Annotated in this window: 21 protein-coding genes; 3 read left to right on the top strand and 18 right to left on the bottom strand. The window is 72.3% G+C overall.

Going from position 1 to position 22519, the window contains the following annotated elements; genetic code table 11:
• Positions 1-14: 14 nt before the first annotated feature.
• From ligA to IF99_RS0108005, 4 genes are all read right to left on the bottom strand, one after another.
• On the bottom strand, positions 15-2300 hold the full coding sequence (gene ligA / locus IF99_RS0108020; RefSeq protein ID WP_078655022.1) for an NAD-dependent DNA ligase LigA: 2286 nt from the start codon (positions 2298-2300) through the stop codon (positions 15-17).
• 61 nt (positions 2301-2361) lie between these two features.
• Positions 2362-3369: a methionine synthase gene (locus tag IF99_RS0108015; RefSeq protein WP_030995661.1), complete on the bottom strand. Its 1008-nt coding sequence runs from the start codon at positions 3367-3369 to the stop codon at positions 2362-2364.
• A 139-nt stretch (positions 3370-3508) separates the two neighbouring features.
• On the bottom strand, positions 3509-4198 hold the full coding sequence (locus tag IF99_RS0108010) for an SDR family oxidoreductase (RefSeq protein ID WP_030995660.1): 690 nt from the start codon (positions 4196-4198) through the stop codon (positions 3509-3511).
• 106 nt (positions 4199-4304) lie between these two features.
• Positions 4305-4847 (bottom strand): TIGR00730 family Rossman fold protein, encoded by a 543-nt coding sequence (locus IF99_RS0108005; RefSeq protein ID WP_030995659.1) that lies wholly within the window; start codon positions 4845-4847, stop codon positions 4305-4307.
• A 136-nt stretch (positions 4848-4983) separates the two neighbouring features.
• Between IF99_RS0108005 and IF99_RS0108000 the strand changes: the two genes are divergently transcribed.
• On the top strand, positions 4984-5310 hold the full coding sequence (locus IF99_RS0108000; RefSeq protein ID WP_030995658.1) for a DUF427 domain-containing protein: 327 nt from the start codon (positions 4984-4986) through the stop codon (positions 5308-5310).
• A 112-nt stretch (positions 5311-5422) separates the two neighbouring features.
• Here IF99_RS0108000 and mnmA read toward each other — a convergent pair whose 3' ends face one another.
• Positions 5423-6571, bottom strand: a complete 1149-nt coding sequence (mnmA, locus tag IF99_RS0107995; RefSeq protein WP_030995657.1) for a tRNA 2-thiouridine(34) synthase MnmA — start codon at positions 6569-6571, stop codon at positions 5423-5425.
• A 130-nt stretch (positions 6572-6701) separates the two neighbouring features.
• Here mnmA and IF99_RS0107990 point away from each other — a divergent pair, with 130 nt between their 5' ends.
• The gene (locus tag IF99_RS0107990) at positions 6702-7412 is read left to right on the top strand and encodes an N-acetylmuramoyl-L-alanine amidase (RefSeq protein ID WP_030995656.1); all 711 of its coding nucleotides are present in this window, start codon (positions 6702-6704) and stop codon (positions 7410-7412) included.
• 86 nt (positions 7413-7498) lie between these two features.
• Here IF99_RS0107990 and IF99_RS0107985 read toward each other — a convergent pair whose 3' ends face one another.
• The 3 genes from IF99_RS0107985 to IF99_RS34270 form a co-directional block, all read right to left on the bottom strand.
• Positions 7499-8662: a cysteine desulfurase family protein gene (locus tag IF99_RS0107985; RefSeq protein ID WP_030995655.1), complete on the bottom strand. Its 1164-nt coding sequence runs from the start codon at positions 8660-8662 to the stop codon at positions 7499-7501.
• A 162-nt stretch (positions 8663-8824) separates the two neighbouring features.
• The gene (locus tag IF99_RS34275; protein ID WP_030995654.1) at positions 8825-9154 is read right to left on the bottom strand and encodes a hypothetical protein; all 330 of its coding nucleotides are present in this window, start codon (positions 9152-9154) and stop codon (positions 8825-8827) included.
• A 36-nt stretch (positions 9155-9190) separates the two neighbouring features.
• Entirely contained in the window at positions 9191-9355 is a 165-nt protein-coding gene (locus IF99_RS34270) for a hypothetical protein (RefSeq protein ID WP_030995653.1), read from the bottom strand.
• A 126-nt stretch (positions 9356-9481) separates the two neighbouring features.
• On the opposite strand from IF99_RS34270, the gene IF99_RS0107970 reads away from it, so the two are divergent.
• Positions 9482-10147 carry a TetR family transcriptional regulator gene (locus IF99_RS0107970; protein WP_030995652.1) on the top strand — a complete coding sequence of 222 codons (666 nt, stop codon included), beginning with the start codon at positions 9482-9484 and terminating at the stop codon, positions 10145-10147.
• Between the two features lie 154 nt (positions 10148-10301).
• Here IF99_RS0107970 and IF99_RS0107965 read toward each other — a convergent pair whose 3' ends face one another.
• The 10 genes from IF99_RS0107965 to IF99_RS0107920 all read right to left on the bottom strand — a co-directional run bounded on the left by IF99_RS0107965 (position 10302) and on the right by IF99_RS0107920 (position 22517).
• Positions 10302-11195: an SRPBCC domain-containing protein gene (locus tag IF99_RS0107965; RefSeq protein WP_030995651.1), complete on the bottom strand. Its 894-nt coding sequence runs from the start codon at positions 11193-11195 to the stop codon at positions 10302-10304.
• Between the two features lie 142 nt (positions 11196-11337).
• Positions 11338-12198, bottom strand: a complete 861-nt coding sequence (locus tag IF99_RS0107960; RefSeq protein ID WP_030995650.1) for a thioesterase family protein — start codon at positions 12196-12198, stop codon at positions 11338-11340.
• A 76-nt stretch (positions 12199-12274) separates the two neighbouring features.
• Positions 12275-12937 (bottom strand): trimeric intracellular cation channel family protein, encoded by a 663-nt coding sequence (locus tag IF99_RS0107955; protein WP_030995649.1) that lies wholly within the window; start codon positions 12935-12937, stop codon positions 12275-12277.
• 28 nt (positions 12938-12965) lie between these two features.
• Positions 12966-14414, bottom strand: a complete 1449-nt coding sequence (locus tag IF99_RS0107950) for an ABC transporter ATP-binding protein (RefSeq protein WP_030995648.1) — start codon at positions 14412-14414, stop codon at positions 12966-12968.
• The gene (locus tag IF99_RS0107945) at positions 14411-15595 is read right to left on the bottom strand and encodes an ABC transporter ATP-binding protein (RefSeq protein ID WP_030995647.1); all 1185 of its coding nucleotides are present in this window, start codon (positions 15593-15595) and stop codon (positions 14411-14413) included. The genes IF99_RS0107950 and IF99_RS0107945 overlap by 4 nt, the downstream gene beginning before the upstream one ends.
• Positions 15592-16590: an ABC transporter permease gene (locus IF99_RS0107940; protein ID WP_030995646.1), complete on the bottom strand. Its 999-nt coding sequence runs from the start codon at positions 16588-16590 to the stop codon at positions 15592-15594. Before IF99_RS0107940 ends, IF99_RS0107945 begins: the two co-directional genes overlap by 4 nt.
• 122 nt (positions 16591-16712) lie before the next feature.
• Positions 16713-18494: an ABC transporter substrate-binding protein gene (locus tag IF99_RS0107935; RefSeq protein WP_030995645.1), complete on the bottom strand. Its 1782-nt coding sequence runs from the start codon at positions 18492-18494 to the stop codon at positions 16713-16715.
• A 62-nt stretch (positions 18495-18556) separates the two neighbouring features.
• Positions 18557-19555, bottom strand: a complete 999-nt coding sequence (locus IF99_RS0107930) for an ABC transporter permease (protein WP_030995644.1) — start codon at positions 19553-19555, stop codon at positions 18557-18559.
• Between the two features lie 1066 nt (positions 19556-20621).
• Positions 20622-21506 (bottom strand): enhanced serine sensitivity protein SseB C-terminal domain-containing protein, encoded by an 885-nt coding sequence (locus IF99_RS0107925; protein ID WP_030995643.1) that lies wholly within the window; start codon positions 21504-21506, stop codon positions 20622-20624.
• A 240-nt stretch (positions 21507-21746) separates the two neighbouring features.
• Complete coding sequence (locus IF99_RS0107920; protein WP_030995642.1) at positions 21747-22517, bottom strand: enhanced serine sensitivity protein SseB; 771 nt, start codon at positions 22515-22517, stop codon at positions 21747-21749.
• Positions 22518-22519: the final 2 nt, after the last annotated feature.

Genomic DNA, 22519 nt, shown 5'->3' with positions numbered 1-22519 from the left:
GGCCCCGCCCGCCCCTACTCCGCCGCCTCCTCCTCGTTCTCCTCCCCCGGCCTGACCGCCGCTTCCGTCGCCGCCTCCGGCCCCTCCTCCAGGAGGATCGCGAAGCCGTCCTCCTCCAGGACGGGGACCTTCAGCGAGAGTGCCTTGTCGTACTTGGAGCCGGGGTTGTCACCGACCACGACGAACGAGGTCTTCTTCGAGACCGAGCCCGTCACCTTCGCGCCGCGCGACTGAAGCGCTTCCTTCGCCGCGTCGCGGGTCCAGCGCTCCAGCGTGCCGGTGACGACGACGGTGAGCCCTTCGAGCGGGCGCGGGCCGCTGTCGGTCTCGGATTCGGCGGCCTCCATGCGGACGCCCGCCGCCTTCCACTTGCGGAGGATCTCGCGGTGCCAGTCCTCCTCGTACCACTGCTTGAGCGAGGCGGCGATGGTCGGGCCGACGCCCTCGGTCTCGGCGAGTTCGCTCTCCTCGGCCGCGAAGATCCGGTCGATGGAGCGGAATTCGCGGGCGAGTGCGGCGGCGGCGACGGGGCCGACGTGGCGGATGGAGAGGCCGGTGAGGATCTGGGCGAGGGGGCGCTGCTTGGCGGCCTCGATGTTCTCCAGCATGGAGAGCGTGTTCTTCTTCGCGACGCCCTCCTTGTTGGCGAAGAAGGTGACGATCTTCTCCTCGCCGCTCGCCGGGTCGCGCTTGGGCAGCCCGGAGTCCTGGTCGAGGACGTAGGAGCGGATAGGGAGGAGTTCCTCGGCGGTGAGGTCGAAGAGGTCGCCCTCGTCGCGTACGGGGGGCTCGCTCGGTTCGAGCGGCTGGGTGAGGGCCGTCGCGGCCACGTACCCGAGGTGTTCGATGTCGAGGCTCTTGCGGCCCGCGAGGTAGAAGATCCGCTCGCGCAACTGGGCGGGGCAGGAGCGCGCGTTGGGGCAGCGCAGGTCGATGTCGCCCTCCTTCATCGCGCGCAGCGGCGTCCCGCACTCGGGGCACTCGGCGGGCATGGCGAAGGCGCGTTCGCTGCCGTCGCGCAGGTCGACGACGGGCCCGAGGATCTCGGGGATGACATCGCCCGCCTTGCGGAGCACGACGGTGTCGCCGATGAGGACGCCCTTCGCCTTGACGACGTCCTGGTTGTGCAACGTCGCGAACTCGACCTCGCTGCCGGCGACGACGATGGGCTCGACGACGGCGTACGGCGTCACCCGGCCGGTTCGGCCGACACCCACACGGATGTCGACGAGCTTCGTGTTGACCTCCTCGGGCGGGAACTTCCACGCCGTGGCCCAGCGCGGGGCGCGCGAGGTGGAGCCGAGACGGCCCTGGAGGGGGATCTCGTCGAGCTTGACGACGACGCCGTCGATCTCGTGCTCCACGGAGTGCCGGTGCTCGCCGTAGTAGCGGATGAAGGAGCGCACGCCGTCGAGCGAGTCGACGACCTTGTTGTGCTGGGCGGTGGGGAGGCCCCACTCGTGGAGCAGTTCGTAGGCGTGCGAGAGGCGGTCGATCGTGAAGCCCTCGCGGGCGCCGATGCCGTGCACGACCATGTGCAGCGGGCGGGTCGCCGTGACCTTGGGGTCCTTCTGGCGCAGCGAACCGGCCGCCGCGTTGCGCGGGTTGGCGAAGGGCTTCTCGCCCGCGTCGACGAGGCGCGCGTTGAGGGCCTCGAAGTCCTCCATCGGGAAGTAGATCTCGCCGCGCACCTCGACGAGTTCGGGGATCCGGTCCCCGGCGAGTTGTTCGGGGATGTCGGAGATGGTCCGCACGTTCGGCGTGATGTCCTCGCCGACGCGGCCGTCCCCACGCGTCGCGGCACGGGTGAGCCGCCCGTTCTCGTACGTCAGGTTGACGGCGAGACCGTCGACCTTCAGTTCGCACAGGTAGTGGTAGCCGGGCGCACCGACCTCCTTGGCCAGCCGCTCGGCCCAGGCGGCGAGGCCCTCGTCGTCGAAGACGTTGTCGAGCGAGAGCATGCGCTCGCGGTGCTCGACGGAGGCGAAGGGCGTGAACTGCTGGTAGTCGCCCGCGACCTTCTGGGTGGGCGAGTCGGGGGTACGGAGCTGGGGGTGCTCGTCCTCCAGCGCGGTGAGCCGGCGCAGCAGCTCGTCGAACTGGGCGTCGCTGACGACGGGCTGGTCGTTGACGTAGTACCGGTAGCGGTGCTCGTCGACCTCGCGGGCGATGCGGGCGTGCTCCTCGCGCACGTCGGCGGGCACGGCGGCCTCGGCGCCCGTGTTCCCCGTCTCCGCCTCGACGGGCCCGGCGTCCTCCGCCTGCGCCGTGCTGTCCTGCGACGTCTTCTCGCCTGCCATCGTCCGTCCTCCCGTATCCCCGTGCGTGCCCGTGGTCACTTCGGTCCCGTCGCTCCGGTCGTCACTCCGGGTGGTCCGCGAGCGAGCGAGCGGCGCGGACGCAGTGCGCCATCGCGGCACGGGCGTACGCGGGCGAGGCCCCCGCGAGCCCGCAGCTCGGCGTGAGCACCACGGAACGCGGAAGAATCGCCGGTGGCAGCCCCAGCCTGCGCCACAACGACCTGACCCCCATGACGCTACCGGCAGGGTCCGACAATGCCGTGTCGCTGCCGGGCACGACACCCGTGAAGAGTCGCGTCCCCGCCTCGACGGCCTCCCCGAGCGACTCGTCATCACGCTCGGTGAGCAGTGAGAAGTCGAAGGAGAGGGCGTCCGCGCCCGCCCTGCGCAAGAGGGCGAAGGGAACCTGCGGAGCGCAGGAGTGGACGACGGTCGGGCCTTCCGCGACGGCGAGGACGTCCCGCAGGGTCGACTCGACGAGCTGGCGGTCGGGGGCCCGGTGGGTGCGGTAGCCGCTCGCGGTGGGCACGGTGCCGGTGAGGACGGCGGTGAGCGAGGGTTCGTCGAGCTGGAGGACGACGGTGGCGGCGGGGACGCGGCGGCGGACGTCGGCGAGGTGGGCGCGCAGCCCCTCGGTGAGCGAGGCGGCGAGGTCGCGTACGGCGCCCGCGTCGGAGAGGGCGGCTTCGCCGCCCCGCAGCTCCAGCGAGGCGGCGAGCGTCCACGGGCCCACGGCCTGGACCTTGACGAGCCCGTCGTGGCCCTGTGTGAACTCCTCCAGCGCGTCCAGGTCCTCGCCGAGCCAGGAACGCGCGCGCCGGGTGTCGCGCCCCGGCCGGTCGCTGACGCGCCAGCCGCTCGGTTCGAGGTGCGCCCAGATCTCGGCGAGGAGGCCGGTGGTGCGGCCGATCATGTCCGCGCCGGGGCCCCGCGCGGGCAGCTCGGCGAGGTACGGGAAGTCCTCGAAGGAGCCGGTCGCCGCGCGGGCGGCCTCGCGGGCGTCGGTTCCGGGCAGCGAGCCGATCGCGGTGGCGGAGGGCCAGGTGAGGGAGGGCGTTGGTGCGGTCACGCGGTAAGGGTAGGCGGGGCCGGAGGGTGCGGGCGCACGGGGACGGGCGGCGCCGCGCGCGAGGCGCGAGCCACACGGGGCGGGGCGTTGCGGAGCGGTTCCGCGGGCGTGGCCCCGTGCCCGTACGCCGCGAGCCGGTTCAGCCGCCGGGCCGCACCATCAGGTCGGTCACGACGGCGTCCCTCGGGAGGTCCAGCGCGGTGAGGAGGGTCGTGGCGACGGACTCCGGGTCGATCCACGCCGTGGCGTCGTAGTCCTTGCCCTCCTGCTGGTGCACCTTCGCCTGCATGGGCGAGCTGGTGCGGCCGGGGTAGACGGTGGTGACGCGGACGCCGTTCTCCTTCTCCTCGGCGCGCAGGGAGTCGGCGAGGGCCTTGAGGCCGTGCTTCGAGGCGGCGTAGGCGGCCCACTGGGGGCTCGCGGAGAGCCCGGCGCCCGAGTTGACGAAGAGGACCTGGCCGCGCGCGGTGCGCAATTGCGGCAGGAAGAGGCGGGTCAGCTCGGCGGGGGCGAGGAGGTTGACGTCGATCTGCTGCCGCCAGGACTTGAGGGACAGCTCGCCGACGGTGCCGAGGTCGACGACGCCCGCGACGTGGAGGAGCGCGTCGACCCGCTCGGGCAGGGTCTGGTGCGAGAAGGCCCAGGAGAGGCGGTCGGGTTCGGCGAGGTCGCCGACGAGGGTCCGGGCGCCGGGGAGAGCGGCGGCGAGTTCCTTCGCGCGGCCCGCGTCGCGGGCGAGGAGGACGAGGTCCTCGCCCCGCGCGTGGAGGCGGCGGGCCACGGCGGCCCCGATTCCGGAGCCGGCCCCGGTGATCACGTACGTACTCATACGGCCATGATCGCACCGGCCGGGCGCCACCACCCGGCCGCCCGCCAGCCGCCCGGCCACGGGGCACGCCCGGCCGCCAACCCCCCGCTCGCGGAACCCCGCCCCGTCACTCAGCCGTCGTCGTCACCCGCTCCAAGTAGTCCAGCGCCGTCTCCGGGTCGTCCGTGACGTACATGAGCTCGTTGACGGGGACGGGCAGGAAGCCCTCCGCCTGCATCCGCTCGAACTGGCGGCGCAGGCCGTCGTAGAAGCCCTCGGTGTTGAGGATGACGACGGGCTTGCTGTGCATCCTGTGCTTCTTCATCTCCAGGACCTCGGTGACCTCGTCGAGGGTGCCGGTGCCTCCGACGAGGACGACGATCGCGTCGGAGCGGCCGAGCAGCTCGGCCTTGCGCTCGGCGAGGTCCTTCGTGACGAGCATCGTGTCGAGGCCCTTGCGCGCCTTGTGGGAGAGGAATTCGACCGAGACGCCGAGCAGTTCTCCCCCGCTCTCCGCGACGCCGTCCGCGACGACCTTCATCAGCCCGGTGTCGGAGCCGCCCCACACGAGGGTGTGGCCGCGGCGGCCGAGGAGCTCCGCGAAGGCGCGGGCGGGGCGGGTGTAGCGCTCGTCGAGATCGGCGGCGGACAGGAAGACGCAGATGTTCATGGGCGCCACGGTACGGCGCGCGCCACGCCGCGCGGAACGGGCCCCGCGCGGCGTGGGAACAGATGCCGCGCGGGGGAAGCTGAACGGAGGAAGGGCCGCCCGCGTCCGGCGGCCGTCACAGCGAAAGGACTCCGCCATGGCAGGACACACGATCACGGTCGAGCAGGGCACGGAGCACGTGCGCGCCGTGCACGGCGGCGAACTCCTCGCCGAGAGCCGCCGCCCCCTCGTGCTGCGCGAGACGGGCTGCCCGGTGCGGTACTACCTGCCGCCCGAGGACGTGCGCACCGCGCTCCTCGTCCCCTCGGACACGACGACGCACTGCCCCTTCAAGGGCGACGCCTCGTACTGGTCGCTCCCCGACGCCCCGGACCTCGTCTGGGCCTACGAGGAGCCCAAGGCGCGCGTCGCGGAGATCAAGGGGCACTACTGCTTCTACGAGACGGAGGTACTGGCCGACTGAGGGGCGGCGCGGTCCGCGCCCCCACGGCGTCTCCGCCGGGGAGCCGACCCGCCCCGCCCGCGTATGGCATCGGACGGCTGCCGTGGCCCGGTCGCCGCGCTTCCGCCGGGGCTCAGACGGCTGCCGTGTCCGCCACCGTCGCGTCCGCGGGCTCCGGCTTCCGGGTCGTCGCGATCGTCGCGGAACCGACGACCCGGGTGCCGTCGTAGAGCACGACGGCCTGTCCGGGCGCCACACCCCGTACGGGCGTGTCGAACACGACCCGCAGTTCCTCGCCTGCCGGCTCCGCGCGCACCGCGCACTCGCCGCCGTGCGCGCGCAGCTGCGCGGTGTAGCGGCCTGCGGTGAACGGCGCGGTGCCGCACCAGCGGGGGCGTACGGCGGTGAGCGAGGCGACGTCGAGCGATTCGCGCGGGCCCACGGTGACCGTGTTGTCGACCGGCGAGATGTCGAGCACGTAGCGCGGCTTGCCGTCCGGGGCCGGGTGGCCGATGCGCAGGCCCTTGCGCTGGCCGATGGTGAACCCGTACGCGCCCTGGTGGGTGCCGACGCGCGTACCGCTCTCGTCGACGATGTCTCCCTCGGCGGTGCCGAGGCGGGAGGCGAGGAAGCCCTGCGTGTCGCCGTCGGCGATGAAGCAGATGTCGTGGCTGTCGGGCTTCTTGGCGACGGCGAGGCCGCGCCGTTCGGCCTCGGCGCGGATCTCTTCCTTGGTCGTCTCGGTGTCGCCGAGCGGGAACATGGCGTGCGCGAGCTGGCGGTCGTCGAGGACGCCGAGCACGTACGACTGGTCCTTGGCCATGTCGCTCGCGCGGTGCAGCTCGCGGGTGCCGTCGGGGTGGGTGAGGACGCGCGCGTAGTGGCCGGTGCAGACGGCGTCGAAGCCGAGGGCGAGTGCCTTGTCGAGCAGGGCCGCGAACTTGATCTTCTCGTTGCAGCGCAGACAGGGGTTGGGGGTCCGCCCGGCCTCGTACTCCGCGACGAAGTCGTCGACGACGTCCTCGCGGAAGCGTTCGGCGAGGTCCCAGACGTAGAAGGGGATGCCGATGACGTCGGCGGCGCGGCGGGCGTCGCGCGAGTCCTCGATGGTGCAGCAGCCGCGGGCGCCGGTGCGGAAGGACTGCGGGTTGGCGGAGAGCGCGAGGTGCACTCCGGTCACGTCGTGCCCCGCCTCGGCGGCGCGGGCGGCGGCGACGGCGGAGTCGACGCCGCCGGACATCGCGGCGAGCACCCTGAGAGGGCGCGGGGAAGTCTCAGTCATAGCCCTCCCAGAGTACGTGCCGTACGGGGCGCGGTTCCCCCGGGTTTCACCGGCCGCTCCCCGCCTCCCGCCCGCACCGTTTCGCCGCCCGCGCGGGAACACCGGCCCGTCGGCGACCGTTGACAGCGGCATGGAGGGTACGTCGGGTCGTGGGCACGGGCCCCGCCTGCCGGACGGCGGCGGGCGGCTCGGCAGGCGTGCGCTGCTCGCCGGCGGCGCGGCGGCGGCCGTGGGCGCGGGGGTGTTGGCGCGCGACGAGCTGCGGCACCTGTGGTGGCGGGCGCCGGGCGTCGGGAGACCGCGTGTGGCGGGGGCCGTGGACCAGCCGGGCGCGGAGTGGGTCGCGGCCTCGGAGGCGAACTGGCGGCGCGCGGACCGGCCGGGGGACTACGGCGTGGACCGTGTCGTGATCCATGTCGTGCAGGGCAGCTACCCGGTGGCGCTCAAGGTCTTCAAGGACCCGGCGCACGGCGCGGCGGCGCACTACGTGGTGCGGCGGGACGGCCACATCGCGCAGACGATCCGCGAGCTGGACGTCGCGTTCCACGCGGGCAACAGGAGCTTCAACGAGCGCAGCGTCGGCATCGAGCACGAGGGGTGGGTCGACCGCCCGCAGGACTTCACGGAGGCGATGCTGCGCGCCTCGGCCCGCCTGACCGCCTCGATCTGCGCGCGTTACGGCTTCCCGCCCGATCGCGAGCACATCATCGGGCACGTCGAGGTCCCGGGCTCGGACCACACCGACCCGGGCCCGCACTGGCCGTGGGAGAAGTACCTGCGCATGGTGCGCCGGGCCCGTACGGAGGTGGAGGGGACGAAGGCGGCGGTACGGAGGGTCTGAGGGCCGGACAGCGCCGGTACGGGGCGGCGCGCTGAGTCGTGCGGGGACGAGCGCGTCCCGCCGCCCCTCCCGACGGTCCCCGTGGCTCAGCTCAGCCCCGCCGACCGGGCGCGCGCCACCACCGGGCCGATCGCCTCGGCGAGCGCGTCGATGTCGGCGTCAGTGGTCGTGTGGCCGAGCGAGAAGCGCAGGGTGCCGCGGGCCAGGTCGGGGTCGACGCCGGTCGCGAGGAGCACGTGGCTGGGCTGCGCTATCCCGGCGGTGCACGCGGAGCCCGTCGAGCACTCGATGCCCTGCGCGTCGAGGAGCAGGAGGAGCGAGTCGCCCTCGCAGCCGGGGAAGGAGAAGTGGGCGTTGGCGGGGAGCCGGTGGACCGGGTCGCCGCCGAGCACCGCGTCGGGCACGGCGTCCCGTACCTCCTTGACGAGCCGGTCGCGCAGCGCGCCGACCTCGCGGGCGAACTCCTCCTGCCGCGCGGCGGCGAGCCGTCCGGCGACGGCGAAGGAGGCGATCGCGGGCACGTCGAGTGTCCCGGAGCGCACGTGCCGCTCTTGGCCGCCGCCGTGCAGGACGGGTACGGGGGTCAGGGCGCGGCTCAGGAGCAGCGCGCCGATGCCGTAGGGGCCGCCGATCTTGTGGCCGCTCACCGTGGCGGCGGCGAGGCCGGACGCGGCGAAGTCGAGGGGGAGCTGACCGAACGCCTGGACGGCGTCGGCGTGCAGCGGGACGCCGTACTCGGCGGCGACGGCGGCGAGTTCGGCCACCGGCTGGATCGTGCCGATCTCGTTGTTGGCCCACATGACGGTCGCGAGCGCGACTGAATCGGGTTCGCGCGCGATCGCCTCGCGCAGTGCCTCGGGGGCGACGCGCCCGTAGGCGTCGACGGGCAGGTACTCGACGCGGGCGCCCTCGTGGCTGCCGAGCCAGTCGACGGCGTCGAGCACCGCGTGGTGTTCGACGGGACTGGCGAGGACGCGGTCGCGGCGCCGGTCCTCGGCGCGGCGGGCCCAGTACAAGCCCTTGACGGCGAGGTTGTCGGCCTCGGTGCCGCCGGCGGTGAAGACGACCTCGCTGGGACGGGCGCCGAGCGCGTCGGCGAGCGTCTCGCGGGACTCCTCGACGACGCGGCGGGCGCGGCGGCCCGAGGCGTGCAGCGAGGAGGCGTTGCCGACGACGGTGAGCTGGGCGTTCAGCGCCTCGACGGCCTCGGGGAGCATCGGGGTCGTCGCTGCGTGGTCGAGGTAGGCCATGGTGGCTCCGATTCTACGAGCCGTACGCGGCGCCTCGGCCCGCCCCCGGCGCAGCGCCGCGCACCGCCGTCCCCGCGCGGCACGCCGTCCGCCGCTCGCACGCGGTGACCGGGCGCAGGGCCACCCTTCATCCCCGCGCCGTCCCCGCACGCGGTCCGCGGCTCACATGCTCCACGAGAGCGTCGAGTCGGCCGCCGCGAGGGCGAAGAAGACGGCGAGGTCGGCGATCCCGAGGCCGAGTCCGAGGAGGGCGCGCCCGCGCCGCGTGGTCCCCCGCCACAGCGCGAGGCCCGCGAGGACGAGCGCGACGGGGCCGAGGACGACGTTGAGCACGAGGAGGCCGAGGAGGCCGAGGACGAAGGCCGCGACGGCCATGGCGTCGGCGTCACGCCGGGGCTCGGCGGACTGGGCGGGCTCGGGGCGCACGACGCGTGCGAGACGGACGAGGTGCACGGGGTGGGGGGCTCGGCGTTCCTGATCGAGGGTCTTCATGGGGTACCTCCAGGTGGTGGTCCGACGTGCGCGGGGTCAGCGGCGTGCTGTTCCGTGGGCGCGGCGGCGTTCGCGCACCGCGAAGACCACGAGCCAGGCGCCGATCGCGGCGCCCGCGACGAGCGAGACGGTGACCGGGACGTGGGCGACGGCGCCGAGCACGACGCCGAGCAGGAGCAGGGCCGCGACGAGGACGAGCATCCGAACCTCCTTGAGGGCCGACGGACGGTATCCGGTGAACATCTGTAAGTACAAGTGTTCACTGACTGGCCAGTCTACACATCCGAACGCTTGGGAATTTCGGCGAACAGTTGTTGACTGGATGGCATGAATCACACCGCCGTCTCCGCACCCGTAGGCGAAACAGCCGCGTCGAACAGCCGCGCCGCGCAGAAGGAGCGCACGCGCCGGGCCCTTCTGGACGCCGCGCTGGGCCTTCTCGCCGAGCAGAGCCTCAGCGGCCTCGGGCTGCGCGAGGTGACCCGCGCGGCCGGGATCGCGCCCACCGCCTTCTACCGGCACTTCCGCGACATTCCGGATCTCGGCGTCGCCCTCGTCGACGAGACCCTCGGCAGCCTCCACCAGGTCGTGCGCGCGATGCTCGCGGCCGGGACGAACGCCGAGGGCCGCATCACCGACGCGGTCGCCCTCATCGCCGCCCACGTACGCGCGTACCCGGCGCACGTGCGCTTCATCGCGCGCGAGCGCCACGGCGGCGTACGGGCGGTGCGGAAGGCGACGGACCGGGAGTTGCGCAGCTTCTCCCACGAGGTCGCCGCGGGACTCGCCGCGCAGCCGGAGTCCCGGGGTTGGACCGTCCGGGACGTCCAGATGCTCGCCGAGTTGTACGTGGACCTGCTCCTGCTCACCGCGACGTCCCTCCTGGAGACGGAACCGGGCTCGGAGGCGGAGCGCGCGGTGCTCACCGGCGCGCGGCGGAAACTGCGGGTGGTGGCGCTGGGGCGGCGGCACTGGCAGGACGAGGGAGCCTGACCGCACGCGCCGAGGGCCTTACCCAGCCTCGGGCGCGGCTTCGGTCTCAGCCGACGTGAGGCCGCTGCCGACGTGAGGCCGCCGCCGGCTCGGCCGTACCCCCCGCCGCACCGCACCCCCCGCCCCGGCGCCGGGCCTCCCCGCCGCGCGCCCCTCAGCCCGGGGCCGGGGTGTCCAGGAGCTCGGCCGCGAGTTCCTCGACGCGCTGGTGCCAGGCGGCCTGGGCGGCGGCGACGGCCGGTTCGGGGAGCGGGGGGCAGGAGTGGCTGAGGAGGAGACGGGCGCCGTGGCCGGTGCCGGGGAGGAGTTCCCAGCGGGTGCGGCCGAGAGGGCTCCACGCGTGTTCGAGCAGGCGGGGCGGGCACAGCTCGGTGATCTCGCCCGCCGGGGCGCCGACCGTGCCGAAGCCGTCGGGCGCGCGTTCGCCCCGGCGCGGGCTCGTGCCGCGGGTGAGCAGGGACCAGACCTCGTCGGCGGGGCGGACGAGCTGGCGCTCCAGGCGGATCGTGAGGCTCTCGGGGCCCTCGTCGACCGTCGAGCCGACGAGACCGAGGAGGCCGATGTACGCCTCGTGGAGCGCACCGTCCGCGTCGCCCGCGTGGTCCGGCTCCTCGCCGTCGAGCACCTGCGCGAGCGCGGTGAGGCACGTGTGCCAGCCCGCCGCGTAGCTCGCCGCGCCCCGGTGGTCGTCGAAGACGTGGCGCAGGTGGAGCACGCAGGGCGCGGTGTCCGCGTCGGCGGCCCCGGCGGCGCGCTCCGGGCGCAGCGACCAGTGCAGTTCGTGCTCGCCCCACGTGTAGCCCAGTGCCCACGGCGGTACGGCGCGCAGCACCTCGCCGCCGCCTGGCGCCGTGCCCGGGAGGCGGAAGCGGACGGGGCTCGCCGCGCGGGGGCTCAGATCCACCTCGGCGGGCATCCAGCGGGCGGTGAGGGCGGCCTCGGTGAGGGCGGCCCAGACACGGCGCGCGGGGTGCGGGAGGCGGCGGCGCAGTCTCAGGACCGATCTGCCGAGTTCGTCGCGCGTGAGGGTGTCGGCACGCGGCTGCATACGGGACTCCCGGGGCCGGTGGCGTCTGCGGCGGGCCGTTTCCGGCCGCTCGCGGCAACGCTACGAGAGCCCGGGGCGGTGCGCGCGGGGGGTCCGTCCGTACGGGGACGGGGGCCGCTCCCCGCCCCCTGCGGCCGGGGTCTCAGCCCGGCTGGACGACGCGGGCGAGCTGGCGGGACTGGGCGACCAGGCGGTCCGCGCTGTCCCAGACCTCCGCGTCCTCCTCCAGGAAGCCGTGGGCCAGGTTGCGGGTGGTGACGGCGACGCGGAGGGGGCCGGGGGCGGGGCGGTGGCGGACGTGGACGGTGAGTTCCACGGTGGGCATCCAGCCCATGAGGCCGAGGTCGAAGGCGGTGGGCGGCAACGCGTCCACGGCGAGGAGGAGCGAGAGCGGGTCCGGGTCGCGGCCGTCGGCGAGGGCGAACCAGGCGCGTGTCTCGCCCTTGCCGGAGGGCTCGCCCACGGCCCAGCCGACCGTGGCGGGGTCGAGCTTGAGGAAAAGGCGCTCGGTGAAAGCGTTCGAGCCGGGTACGACCTTGACGTCCGGGGCATCCGAGATCCCGAGGCACCGCTCGACGGGCGGGAGCGCGGGGGGCTTCGCGCTGGTGCGCACCTCCGGGTCGAGGGCGCCGAGGTCCCCGTACGAGGCGAGGACGCGCAAGCGCTCGACGGGAGCGCCCTGGGCGTCGTACTGCACGAGCGCGGCCTGTCCGGTGGAGAGGGTGCGTCCGGCGCGGACCGTCTCGGTGCGGATCTCGGCGGGACCCGGGCGCGAGGCGGTGAGGTAGTGCGCGGTGATCGAGAAGGGGTCGCCGTGCGGGAGTTCCTCACCGAGCGCGCGAGCGACGAGGGCCAGGAGATAGCCGCCGTTGACGGCGTTGATGATGGTCCAGCCCTCGGAGAGGGTGGCGTCGAAGACGCCGGGACCCCGTCGGCGCACGGCCGTGTCGCGGTCGAACTCGCTGTTCCCGACGCTCGCCGGGGCGGTTGCTGCCTGTGCCATGGTCAGAGCCTACGTCAGAGGGCTACTGAGCGGTAGCTTTCTGTGGTGCGGGGAGGGTGGCGCCGCTCACGCGGACTCACTCCTCGACCTCCACGGCGGAGCTGCGCCGGTTCCTGGCGCGGGGGGCGCGCCAGTCGTAGCGCAGCGCCAGCATCCGGATAGCGAAGGCCGTGAGGATCGCGCCCGCCGTGGAGAAGGCGTTGAGGACGTCGAAGCGGATGCACAGCGCCGTGATCGTCGCCCCCGCCATCGCCGGAACCGCGTACAGCGAGCGGTCCCAGCGCAGCAGGGAGGGCACGTCGTTGGCGAGGATGTCGCGCATCAGGCCGCCGCCGACCGCCGTCGCGAGACCGAGCACGGCCGAGGAGACGTAGCCGAGCCCGTAGCTGTACGCCTTGATCGTGCCCGACGCGCAGAAGAGGCCGAGCCCGGCCGCGTCGAAGAGCGCGATGCCCCAGTTGATCCGCTCCACGTGGGGGTGGAGGAAGAAGACCAGGAGCGAGGCGAGGAGCGGCATACCGAAGTAGCCGAGGTCCTGGAAGGCGGCGGGCGGGACCGCGCCGATGACGAGATCGCGCAGCACGCCGCCGCCGATCGCGGTCACCTCCGCGAGGACGACGATGCCGAAGACGTCGAAGTTCTTGCGGACCGCGAGCAGCGCCCCCGAGATGGCGAAGACGAAGATGCCGACGAGGTCGAGGACGTGCTGCACGCCCGGCGAGAAGAGTTCATGGACCACCCGGGCATTGTGCCGGGTGGTCCACGGCTCACTTCCCTTCGGGACCGGTCTCCTCACGCGGGGCCGTGCCGGGCTCGGCGTCGGGGGCCGTAGCGGGCGCGGCGTCGGGCGCGGGCGCGGCCTTGTCCGCAGGGTCCGGCGCGGAGGCGGCGGTCTCCGGCTTCGGCTCCGCGACGGCCTCCGGCTTCGGCTCCGCCTCCTTCTCGGGGGCGACCTCCGCCTTCGCCTCCCCCTCCGGGGCGACCGGCTTCTTCGCCACGGCGGTGGCCGCAGGCTCGGCCGCCGTCTCCGTCGCCACCGCCGTCTCCGGAGCGGCCTCCGCCTCCGTCTCCGGAGCGGCCTCCGTCTTGGCCTCGCTCAGCGTCACCGATCCGCCCGGCTTCACCAGGGGGGCGTCGCCGGGGAGCTGGTCGGGGCCGTGCTCGGGGTGGTGGCAGGCGACCCTCTGGCCCGTACCGAGCTGGATGAGCGGGGGCTCGATGGTCGCGCAGGAGGCGGTGGCCTTCCAGCAGCGGGTGTGGAAGCGGCAGCCGGAGGGCGGGGCGATCGGCGAGGGCACGTCGCCGTGCAGGAGCCGCCGGTTGCCGTGCCCCTTGCGGCGCGGGTCCGGGACCGGCACCGCGGACAGGAGCGCCGAGGTGTACGGGTGTCCGGGCGTCGTGTAGAGCGTCTTGCGGTCGGCCAGCTCGACGATCTTGCCGAGGTACATGACCGCGATCCGGTCCGAGACGTGCCGGATGACCGAGAGGTCGTGGGCGATGATCACGTACGTGAGGCCCAGCTCGTCCTGGAGGTCGTCGAGGAGGTTGACGACCTGCGCCTGGATCGAGACGTCGAGCGCGGAGACCGGCTCGTCGGCGACGACGAGCTTCGGCTTGAGCGCGAGCGCCCGCGCGATGCCGATGCGCTGGCGCTGACCGCCGGAGAACTCGTGCGGGTAGCGGTTGTAGTGCTCGGGGTTGAGCCCGACGCGTTCGAGGAGGCCCTGCACCTCGGCCTTGATCCCGCCCTCGGGCTTGACGCCCTGGAGGCGGAACGGCGCCCCGACGATCGTGCCGATCGTGTGCCGGGGATTGAGCGAGGAGTACGGGTCCTGGAAGATCATCTGCACGTCGCGGCGCATCTTGCGCATGGCGCCGGTCGACAGGTGCGTGATGTCCCTGCCCTCGAACTCGACGCTGCCACCGGTGGGTTCGAGCAGTCGTGTGATGAGCCGGCCCATCGTGGACTTGCCGCAGCCCGATTCACCGACGACGCCGAGCGTCTCGCCCGCGCGCACCTCGAAGGACAGGCCGTCGACCGCCTGGACGGCGCCGACCTGCCGCTTGAAGAGGCCCTTGCGGATGGGGAAGTGCTTCTGGAGGCCCTCGACGCGCAGCAGGGTGTCCCCCTGGGCGGCCGGGGTCTCCGGGGCGGCGGGAGCGCTGGGTGCGGTGCTCTGCGCGGGGATCGCCGCGTCCTTGGGGTCGTCGCTCACAGCTTCGGCGCAATCTCTTCGGTCCAGATCCGCTCGCGCTGCTCCTTGCTGAGGTGGCAGGCGGCCCAGTGGGCGTCGCCGACCTGGGCCAGCTCGGGCCGTACGGTGCGGGTCAGGTTGTCCTTGGGGAGGTCCGCGTACGGGCAGCGCGGGTTGAAGGCGCAGCCGTCGGGGATGTTGATGAGCGAGGGCGGGGAGCCCTTCACGGGAATGAGCCGGTCGGTCTCCTCGCGGTCGATGCGCGGCATCGAGCCGAGCAGGCCCCACGTGTAGGGGTGGCGGGGCGCGTAGAAGACCTCGTCCACGGGCCCGCGCTCGACGCAGCGGCCGCCGTACATGACCAGGATGTCGTCGGAGAGTTCGGCGACGACGCCGAGGTCGTGCGTGATGACGATGACCGCGGAGCCGAACTCCTTCTGGAGGTCGCGGATGAGGTCGAGGATCTGGGCCTGGACCGTCACGTCGAGCGCGGTGGTCGGCTCGTCGGCGATGAGGAGTTCGGGGTTGTTGACGAGCGCCATGGCGATCATGACGCGCTGGCGCATCCCGCCGGAGAACTCGTGCGCGTAGGAGTCGACGCGCTTGTCGGGCTGCGGGATGCCGACGCGGTCGAGCATCTCGACGGCCCGCTTGCGCGCGGTCTTCTTGTCCACGTCGTGGTGGATGCGGTACGCCTCGATGATCTGCTTGCCCACCGTGTAGTACGGGTGCAGCGAGGACAGCGGGTCCTGGAAGATCATCGCCATGTCGCGGCCGCGCAGCGCCCGGACCCGGTCGGGGTCCGCGGTGAGCAGTTCCTCGCCGTCGAGCCAGATCTCGCCGGAGATACGAGGCTTGCGCTTGCCGTACTGGCCGGTGGTGTGCAGGCCCATGATGCCGAGCGAGGTCACGGACTTGCCGGAGCCGGACTCGCCGACGATGCCGAGCGTCTTGCCCTTCTCCAGCGTGAAGCTGAGCCCGTCGACGGACTTGACGAGGCCGTCGTCGGTGGGGAACTGGACGCGCAGGTCGCGGACTTCGAGGAAGGCGCGGGGTGCGGCGCCGCTGTGCGCGGCGGTGACCTCGCCGGTGGCGGTCCTGGCGGTGCTCGCCTGGGCGGTGCCGGTCTTGGCCGTGTCGGTCTTCGTGGTGCCGGTCTTCCCGGGTTCGTTGTCCGTGGTGCCGGCGGGCTGGGTCGTCATGCGAGCCTCACTCGGGGGTCGATCGCGGCGTACAGGAGATCCACCAGGAGATTGGCGAGGATGACGGCGAGCGAGGTGATGAGGACGACGCCGGTGATGACCGGGAGGTCGCGCTCGTTGATCGCCTTGAGCACCGCCTGGCCGAGGCCGGGGAGGCTGTAGGTGGTCTCGGTGAGGATCGCGCCACCGATCATGGCGCCGAGGTCCATGCCGAGCATGGTGAGGATGGGGGTCATCGTGGAGCGCATGGCGTGCTTGCCGATGACCTTGGTCTCCGTGAGGCCCTTGGCGCGCGCGGTGCGGATGTAGTCCTCGCCGAGCACGTCGAGCATCGTGGCCCGTGTGATGCGGGCGTACATCGCCGCGTAGAGGAAGGCGAGGGTGATCCAGGGCAGGATCAGCCCGCTCGCCCAGCCCGTGACGCTCTCCTCGATGGGGACGTACTTGGGATCGAACCAGCCGAGTCCGAAGTGGAAGATCGCGGCGGCGAGCATGCCGGTGAAGTAGATGGGCAGCGAGACGCCGGAGAGGGCGACGAGCATCGCGCCGCGGTCCCAGACCGAGCCGCGCTTGAGCGCCGAGAGGACACCGGCCGCGACGCCGAAGACCACCCACAGCACGGCCGCGCCGACGGCCAGGGAGACCGTGACCGGGAGCCGGTCGGTGAGCTGCGGCCAGATGGCCTGCTCGCTCCGGAAGGAGTAACCGAAGCAGGGGGCGGCGCAGTGCGTCACCTCGCCGCCACCGGAGTAGGTACGGCCGGCGACGATGCCTTTGAAGAAGTCCCAGATCTGGACGAAGATCGGCTGGTCGAGTTGCAGCTTCTCCCGGACGGCGTCGAGCGCCGCCTGGTCGGACTGCTTGCCCACGTACATCGTCGCGGGGTCGACTCCGGTCCACTTCGGTATGAGGAAGAAGATGCCGAAGACCACCAACATGATGACCACCAGCATCACGACGACGGCGAAGAGCCGCCTGATGAGGTATGCGAGCACTGCTTCCGGCCCGGCCGCGGTCCACGGGCCACCGGGAGGTCGTCCCGGTGGCCCGCGATCACGCCGTCGTGGCCTTCACCTGCCTTTCGTGCAGTACGGCGGGTGTGCCGACGGTCGTGGTGTTACTTGACGCCCAGGTTGACGAAGTCGTACATGCCCGAGAAAGCGTTCGTGCTGTAGACGTTGGCCAGCCGCGAGGAGCGGAAGTTGATGAACTTCTCGAAGACGAACGGGAGGTAGTAAGCCCCCTCCATCACCCTGTGGTTGATGTCGGTGGCGATCTTCTCCTTCTTCGCCTTGTCCAGCTCGTTGTTGAACTTGTCGAAGTCGCCGTTGATCGCCTTGTCGTCGATCATGGCGTAGTTGTTGTTGCCGTTGTCCAGCGTGAAGCGCGAGTCCCACAGCGGCTGGCCGTAGCCCTGGACCGACGGGAAGTCGGGGCCCCAGCCCATGATGATGATGCCGTAGTTCTTGGACTTGACGACCTTCGGGTTACCGATGATGCCCGCGGTCTGCGCGCCGTCGTACTGGTCGATGTCGGCCTGGATGCCGATCTTCTTCAGCGAGGCCTGGAGCGAGGTGGCGGTGGCGACCTCGACCGGCTTGTTGTTGCGCACCGCGATGGTGGTCTTGAAGCCGTTCGGCTTGCCGCAGGCCTTCAGCTCTTCCTTGGCCTTGGCGGTGTTCGGCGCGCCGTCGTTGGCGGCCATGCCGTACGGGTCGTACTTCTGGCCCTCGGAGCCGGGGACGGACGGCGGCAGCATGTTCGTGCCGATGTCGCCACCGGCCTGCGGGCCGCCGCGCGCCGTCTGGAGCGACTTGTGGTCGGCGCCGTAGAGAACCGCCTTGCGGCAGTGGATGTTGTCGAAGGGCTTCACGGTCTGCGGGAAGACCGCGTAACGGATGTAGCCCGAGACGGGGTTGTCGACGTTGTTCTTGTGCTCCCTGAGGGCCTTGGTGCGGCCCTGCGGGGAGAGACCCGTCTGGTTCAGGTCGAGGTCGAACTCACCGTTGAGCAGACGGTTGTCCATGTCGTCCGCGTTGGTGAAGAACGTGATCGTGATCTTGTCCGGGAGCGCCTTGCGGACCGGGTCCGAGGCCTGCTTCCACTCGGTGTTGCGCACCAGCGTCAGCGACTTCGCGGGCTTGTACGACTGGAACTTGTACGGGCCCGAGGAGAAGGGGTGCAGTCCGTACTTGGACTTGGTGTCCTTGTCCTTGCGCACCGGCGAGGACGAGGTCATCGCGAGCATTTCCTCGAAGTCGGAGTTCCGCTTCGGGAGCTTGAAGACGATGGTCTTGTCGTCCGGCGTCTGGATGGCCTTCAGGCCCTCCTTGGACGTGTCCTTGTAGGGGCCCTTGTACTTGCCGTCCGGGTCGAGCACGTTCTTGATGTAGACGGGGCCGCCGGAGAGGACGTCCTGGGCCCACTGGCGCTCGATGCCGTACTTGATGTCCTGGGAGGTGATCGGCTTGCCGTCCTCCCACGTGATGCCCTCGCGCAGGTGGTACGTGTAGGTCTTGCCGTCCGAGGAGATCTCGGCCTTCTCCTTGGCGAGGTCGGGGACCACCTCGCTGCCCTTGGCGCCCGGCTCGGGCGCGCTGGTCATCAGCTGACGGCTGTAGTAGCGCATGAAGTTCCACGCCATGCCGTAGTAACCACGCGTGGTGTCCCAGGAGTCGGCGTCCTGCACGGACGCGAACTTGAGGGTGCCGCCCTTCTTGGCGGACGCGTTGGCGACCTTGTTGTTGGCCGCGTCGAAACCGGCCGCCTTGGCACCGCCACCGCCACCGTTGCCGTCGTCGGAGTCGCCTCCGCCGCAGGCGGCGACGGACAGCAGCGCCGCGATCGCCGCGGTTGCCGCGAGGGCCTGCTTGCGCCGCCCGGTCGAGTGGGTCTTCACGATCTGGGTTCCTCCGTGTCATTGACGTCCCGCGGACGCGGGAGCCGTCGGGGATTGGGCGATTAGCGGGAGCCCCGGGGGTCCAGCGCGTCCCGCACGCCGTCGCCGAGGAGATTGAAGGAGAGGACGGTCACGAAGATCGCCACACCGGGCACGACCATGTACATCGGGTCGGTCTCGTAGTAGCTCAGCGCGCTGGAGAGCATCTGCCCCCAGGAGGACGACGGCGGCTTCACGCCGACCCCGAGGAAGCTGAGCGCGGCTTCGTTGAGGATGTTCGTGGGGATCATCATCGTCGTGTAGACGATGATCGGCGCCACGAGGTTGGGCATCAGTTCCTTGAAGATGATGTGGCCCTTGCCCGCGCCGAGGCTCGTCGCGGCCTCGACGTACTCCCGCTCGCGCAGGCTCAGCGTCTGGGCGCGCACGACGCGGCCGACGTTGGGCCAGCCGAAGAAGCCGATGACGAGGATCATCACGAAGACGCGGACGCTCGTGCCGGACATCCCCAGCATGTTGTTGGGCATGACCGAGACCAGCGCGATGATGAAGAGAAGCTGCGGGAACGAGAGCAGCGCGTCCATCACCCGGCTGATGACCGCGTCGACCCAGCCGCCGAAGTAGCCGGCGAGGACACCGAGGACGGTGCCGAGGGCGACGGCGACGAGGGCCGAGAGGAAACCGACGAGGAGCGAGATCCGCGCGCCGTAGAGGATGCGCGCGAAGATGTCGCGGCCGTTGACCGGTTCGACACCGAGCCAGTGGTCGCCGCTCACGCCGCCGAGCGAGCCCTTGGGGGTCGAGAACAGCGGGTCGATGAGGCTCTCGTGGTACGAGTCCGGGTCCTGGCCGTAGAGGTGCGCGACGAGCGGCGCGAAGACCGCCACGAGGACCAGGACGGCGACGATCACCCCGCCGCTCAGGGCGAGTTTGTCCCGCTTGAGGCGCTCCCAGGCGATTCTCCCGAGAGACCGGCCCTGCACTTTCTCCTTGGGCATGCCGGCCTTGAGATCGGCGGCCGAGGGTGCCATCTCCGCCGGCTCATGCAGTGGTGCCGTCATCGTGCCAGCGACCCCTCTCAACCGGCGGTGGCCGGCCCACACTTGCCGCCCGAAGCGGCCTGTCGAACAGTTGTACTCAGGAACGGTCCGTCCCTGAGCACGGAAGTCTTCATCCCGCCCATGCGCGGCGACCAGACCCTCCGGCCAAAGGTTGCGCAACCGTGATCCGTATTCGGTTTCACCGTTATCCGCGAAGCGGTCAACGCAACCCGAACACTGGGCAGTTACTTCGTTCGATGACCGGCAAAGCGCACCGATGCACCACCTGCGTCAATGTCGGACATCACTGCGAAATAGACTCAGGGCACCCCGCAACTCGTCCACATGCTGGACGAGTTGAGCGCGGCGCCCGCCAAGTGGGGCGACAAAGGACCGCACATGGGGTGACAGGTGGGCATGGGGGTGCAGAGGGTCAGTGGGGCGCACTTGAGGTGCGACGGAGGCAGAGGCAGGCAATACCACCCCGGGGGCGCTTTCGGGGTCGCGGTGGGGCGAGCTGTGGATAAACAGCCGCCACGCGACATCGCCTCACTCGGAGGAGTGAGGCGATGGAGGGGAAGTGCGGAGTTGTCCACAGATTTCCGCGGTGGGGGCAGGGCGGGGTGGGGGGTGGGGGAGGATGGTATTGGGGTCGCCCCCCGGGAGGGAGGGGGCTGTCCGCAGGGCTGTTGGTGGGGCGTGGGGACGGCGTGTGGGCCCTGGGGCGTGGGCCCTGGGGCAGGGGCTTGGGGTGTTGCAGGGGCCGCGGCGTGGGGCCCGGGGGTGGTTGCGGGGGCCGAGGCGTGGGGCCTCAGAGTGCGGGGGCCGGGGCGGAACGTGTACGGCCCGGGTGTGGGGACCGGGGCGCGGGGGCCCTGAAACGTGAGGGCCTGCAGTGTGCGGTCCAAGGGATGTGGCGCCCGAGGCGTGGGGCCGAAGGTGCGGGGCCCCGGAGCGGCCCTGGAGCGGTCCTGGAATACGGGACCCGGGGCGTGGGGCCCTGGAGCGTGAGGTCCTTGTGGGTGGAGCCGGAGGTGTGAGGTCGCCCCAGATCCGCCACCGTCGCCCCGCCCCCGCCCCCGCCCCTTCAGCCCTGCGGCCCCGCATACGGCGTCGGATACCCGTACCCCTGCTCCTGCCCAAGGCCCTGCCCCGCCGCCCCCTGGCCGGGAAGCTGCCCCGGGATCTGTCCCGCCCCCTGCCCCGGCGCGTGCGCTTCCCGGGTGTAGAACGGGCGGGTCCGCTCGCGGAGCCATTGGGCGAGCGGGTCGTGCGGGTCCTTGAGCGAGACCGCCATGGCCGTGAGGTCCTCGGGCAGGGCCGTCGAGGAGAGGCGGAGCATCGTGTGCGCGGCCTCGACGGACTGCGGGCCCTCCTCGTAGAGGTCGAGGCCGATGGCGAGGCACGGCAGGCCCGCGGTCGGCTGGACCCAGGCGCGGTGCAGGCCGCGGACGACGGTCGTGCGGTGCGCCTGCTGGGCGAGGAGCGCGTAGAACTGGGGCAGCTCGATGGTCGGTTCGGCGAGCCGCAGCGGTCCGGCCGGCTGCGTCGCGGGGCCGAGCGCGACGCGGCGCAGGTCCGCCCAGGGGATGCCGATGCCGCCGCCGGGCGCGTGCGGGTTGATCCACAGGCCCCGGCGCGAGGGGTAGAGGGCGGCTGCCACCGCCTCGCCACGCTCCAGGACCTGCGCGCGGCTCCAGCCGCTCGCCGCGAGTTCGCCGGGCGAGGTGACACAGGGGGCGTAGGAGTGCCCGGCCACCTCCATGGAGCCGTAGCGCGCCTCGGGCGAGCCCGGGGTGCCGGAGAAGAGCAGCATGTGGACGCTGCTCGTGGCGAGGGCGTGCAACAGCGCCTCGTAGGAGTCGAAGCGGCCCGGTACGACCTGCCGCAACGTCTCTTCGAGGTGCTCCCCCGTCCCCGGCCGCGTGCGGCCCGGGAGCTCGCCCCCGGCCGCCGTGCCCGACGCACTCACCTGTGACCGCCCCTTCGTCGTGAATCGACCGACCCACCGTACTGGCCCCTGTCCCGGAGCGCAGTGCCGCGCCGCGCGCGACCTCGTGCCGAAGCCCCGCGCGGAAACCCCGCGCGACCCCGCGCCGAAAGCCCGCGCAGCTCTGCGCCGACGCCCCGCGAACCCCGCACCGGAGCCCCGCGCGACCTCCCATCAAACCAGTCCGGCCCGCCGACCGGTCCGCGCGCGGACCCAGCCCGCTCAGTACCCGGCGGCCTGGTGGAAGGGGCGTACCCGCGCCCGCAGCCAGTCGGCGACCGGGTCCTGGGCCACGTCGAGGAGGATGAGGTTGACCGGCCAGGCGACGGGGACGCGGCCGAGCGCGCGCCCGAGCGCGTCGAGCACCGCCTCACCGCCCGCCGGGTCGCTCAGCTCCACGCCCACGAAGAGGGAGGGCGGCTGGTCCTCGACCTCGGCGAGGCAGCGGCGGGCGGTGCGGACGAGCCCCGTCGCGGCGAACTCCTCGGCAGCGGCGCTCAAGAAGTCCACCGGGTCCACCTGCCAGTCCGGTTCGCGCAACCGCACCCGGCCGCCGCCGCCGGGCCCGTCGAGCACCGTGCGTCCCGCGCGGCACAGTTCGGCGACGGCGGGCGGGGGCAGGGGCACGGTGACGGTGCCCTCGGGGTTGAGAAGGATGCCGAGTTGCGCGGGCAGTCCGCGCGCGAAGTCGATCGCGGGCACTTCGGCGAAGGGCGTGTACGTGCCCATGACGCCGAGCAGTTGCTGCTGCGAGCTGAACACGGCCACGTACGCCTGACCGTCCAGCTCGACCGCCGGGAGGTCGAGCGCCATGCTCTCGGGGCCGCCGCCCTTGGGCAGCGGCACCCATATAGTGGCGCGCCCGAGCGTCTCGACGATGCGCCCGCCCGCGCCCGGCACGCCGAGCGAGGCGACGAGCACCTGCTCCAGCTCGTTGCCCGGCCATCCGCCGTACGGCGCGGTCTCGGCCGTCGTCTGTGCCGGAACGTTCATCC

The sequence above is a fragment of the Streptomyces sp. NRRL F-5630 genome, from assembly GCF_000719475.1.
In the GTDB taxonomy this organism is placed as follows: Bacteria; Actinomycetota; Actinomycetes; order Streptomycetales; family Streptomycetaceae; genus Streptomyces.
This window is presented reverse-complemented; position numbering and strand designations above follow the sequence as displayed.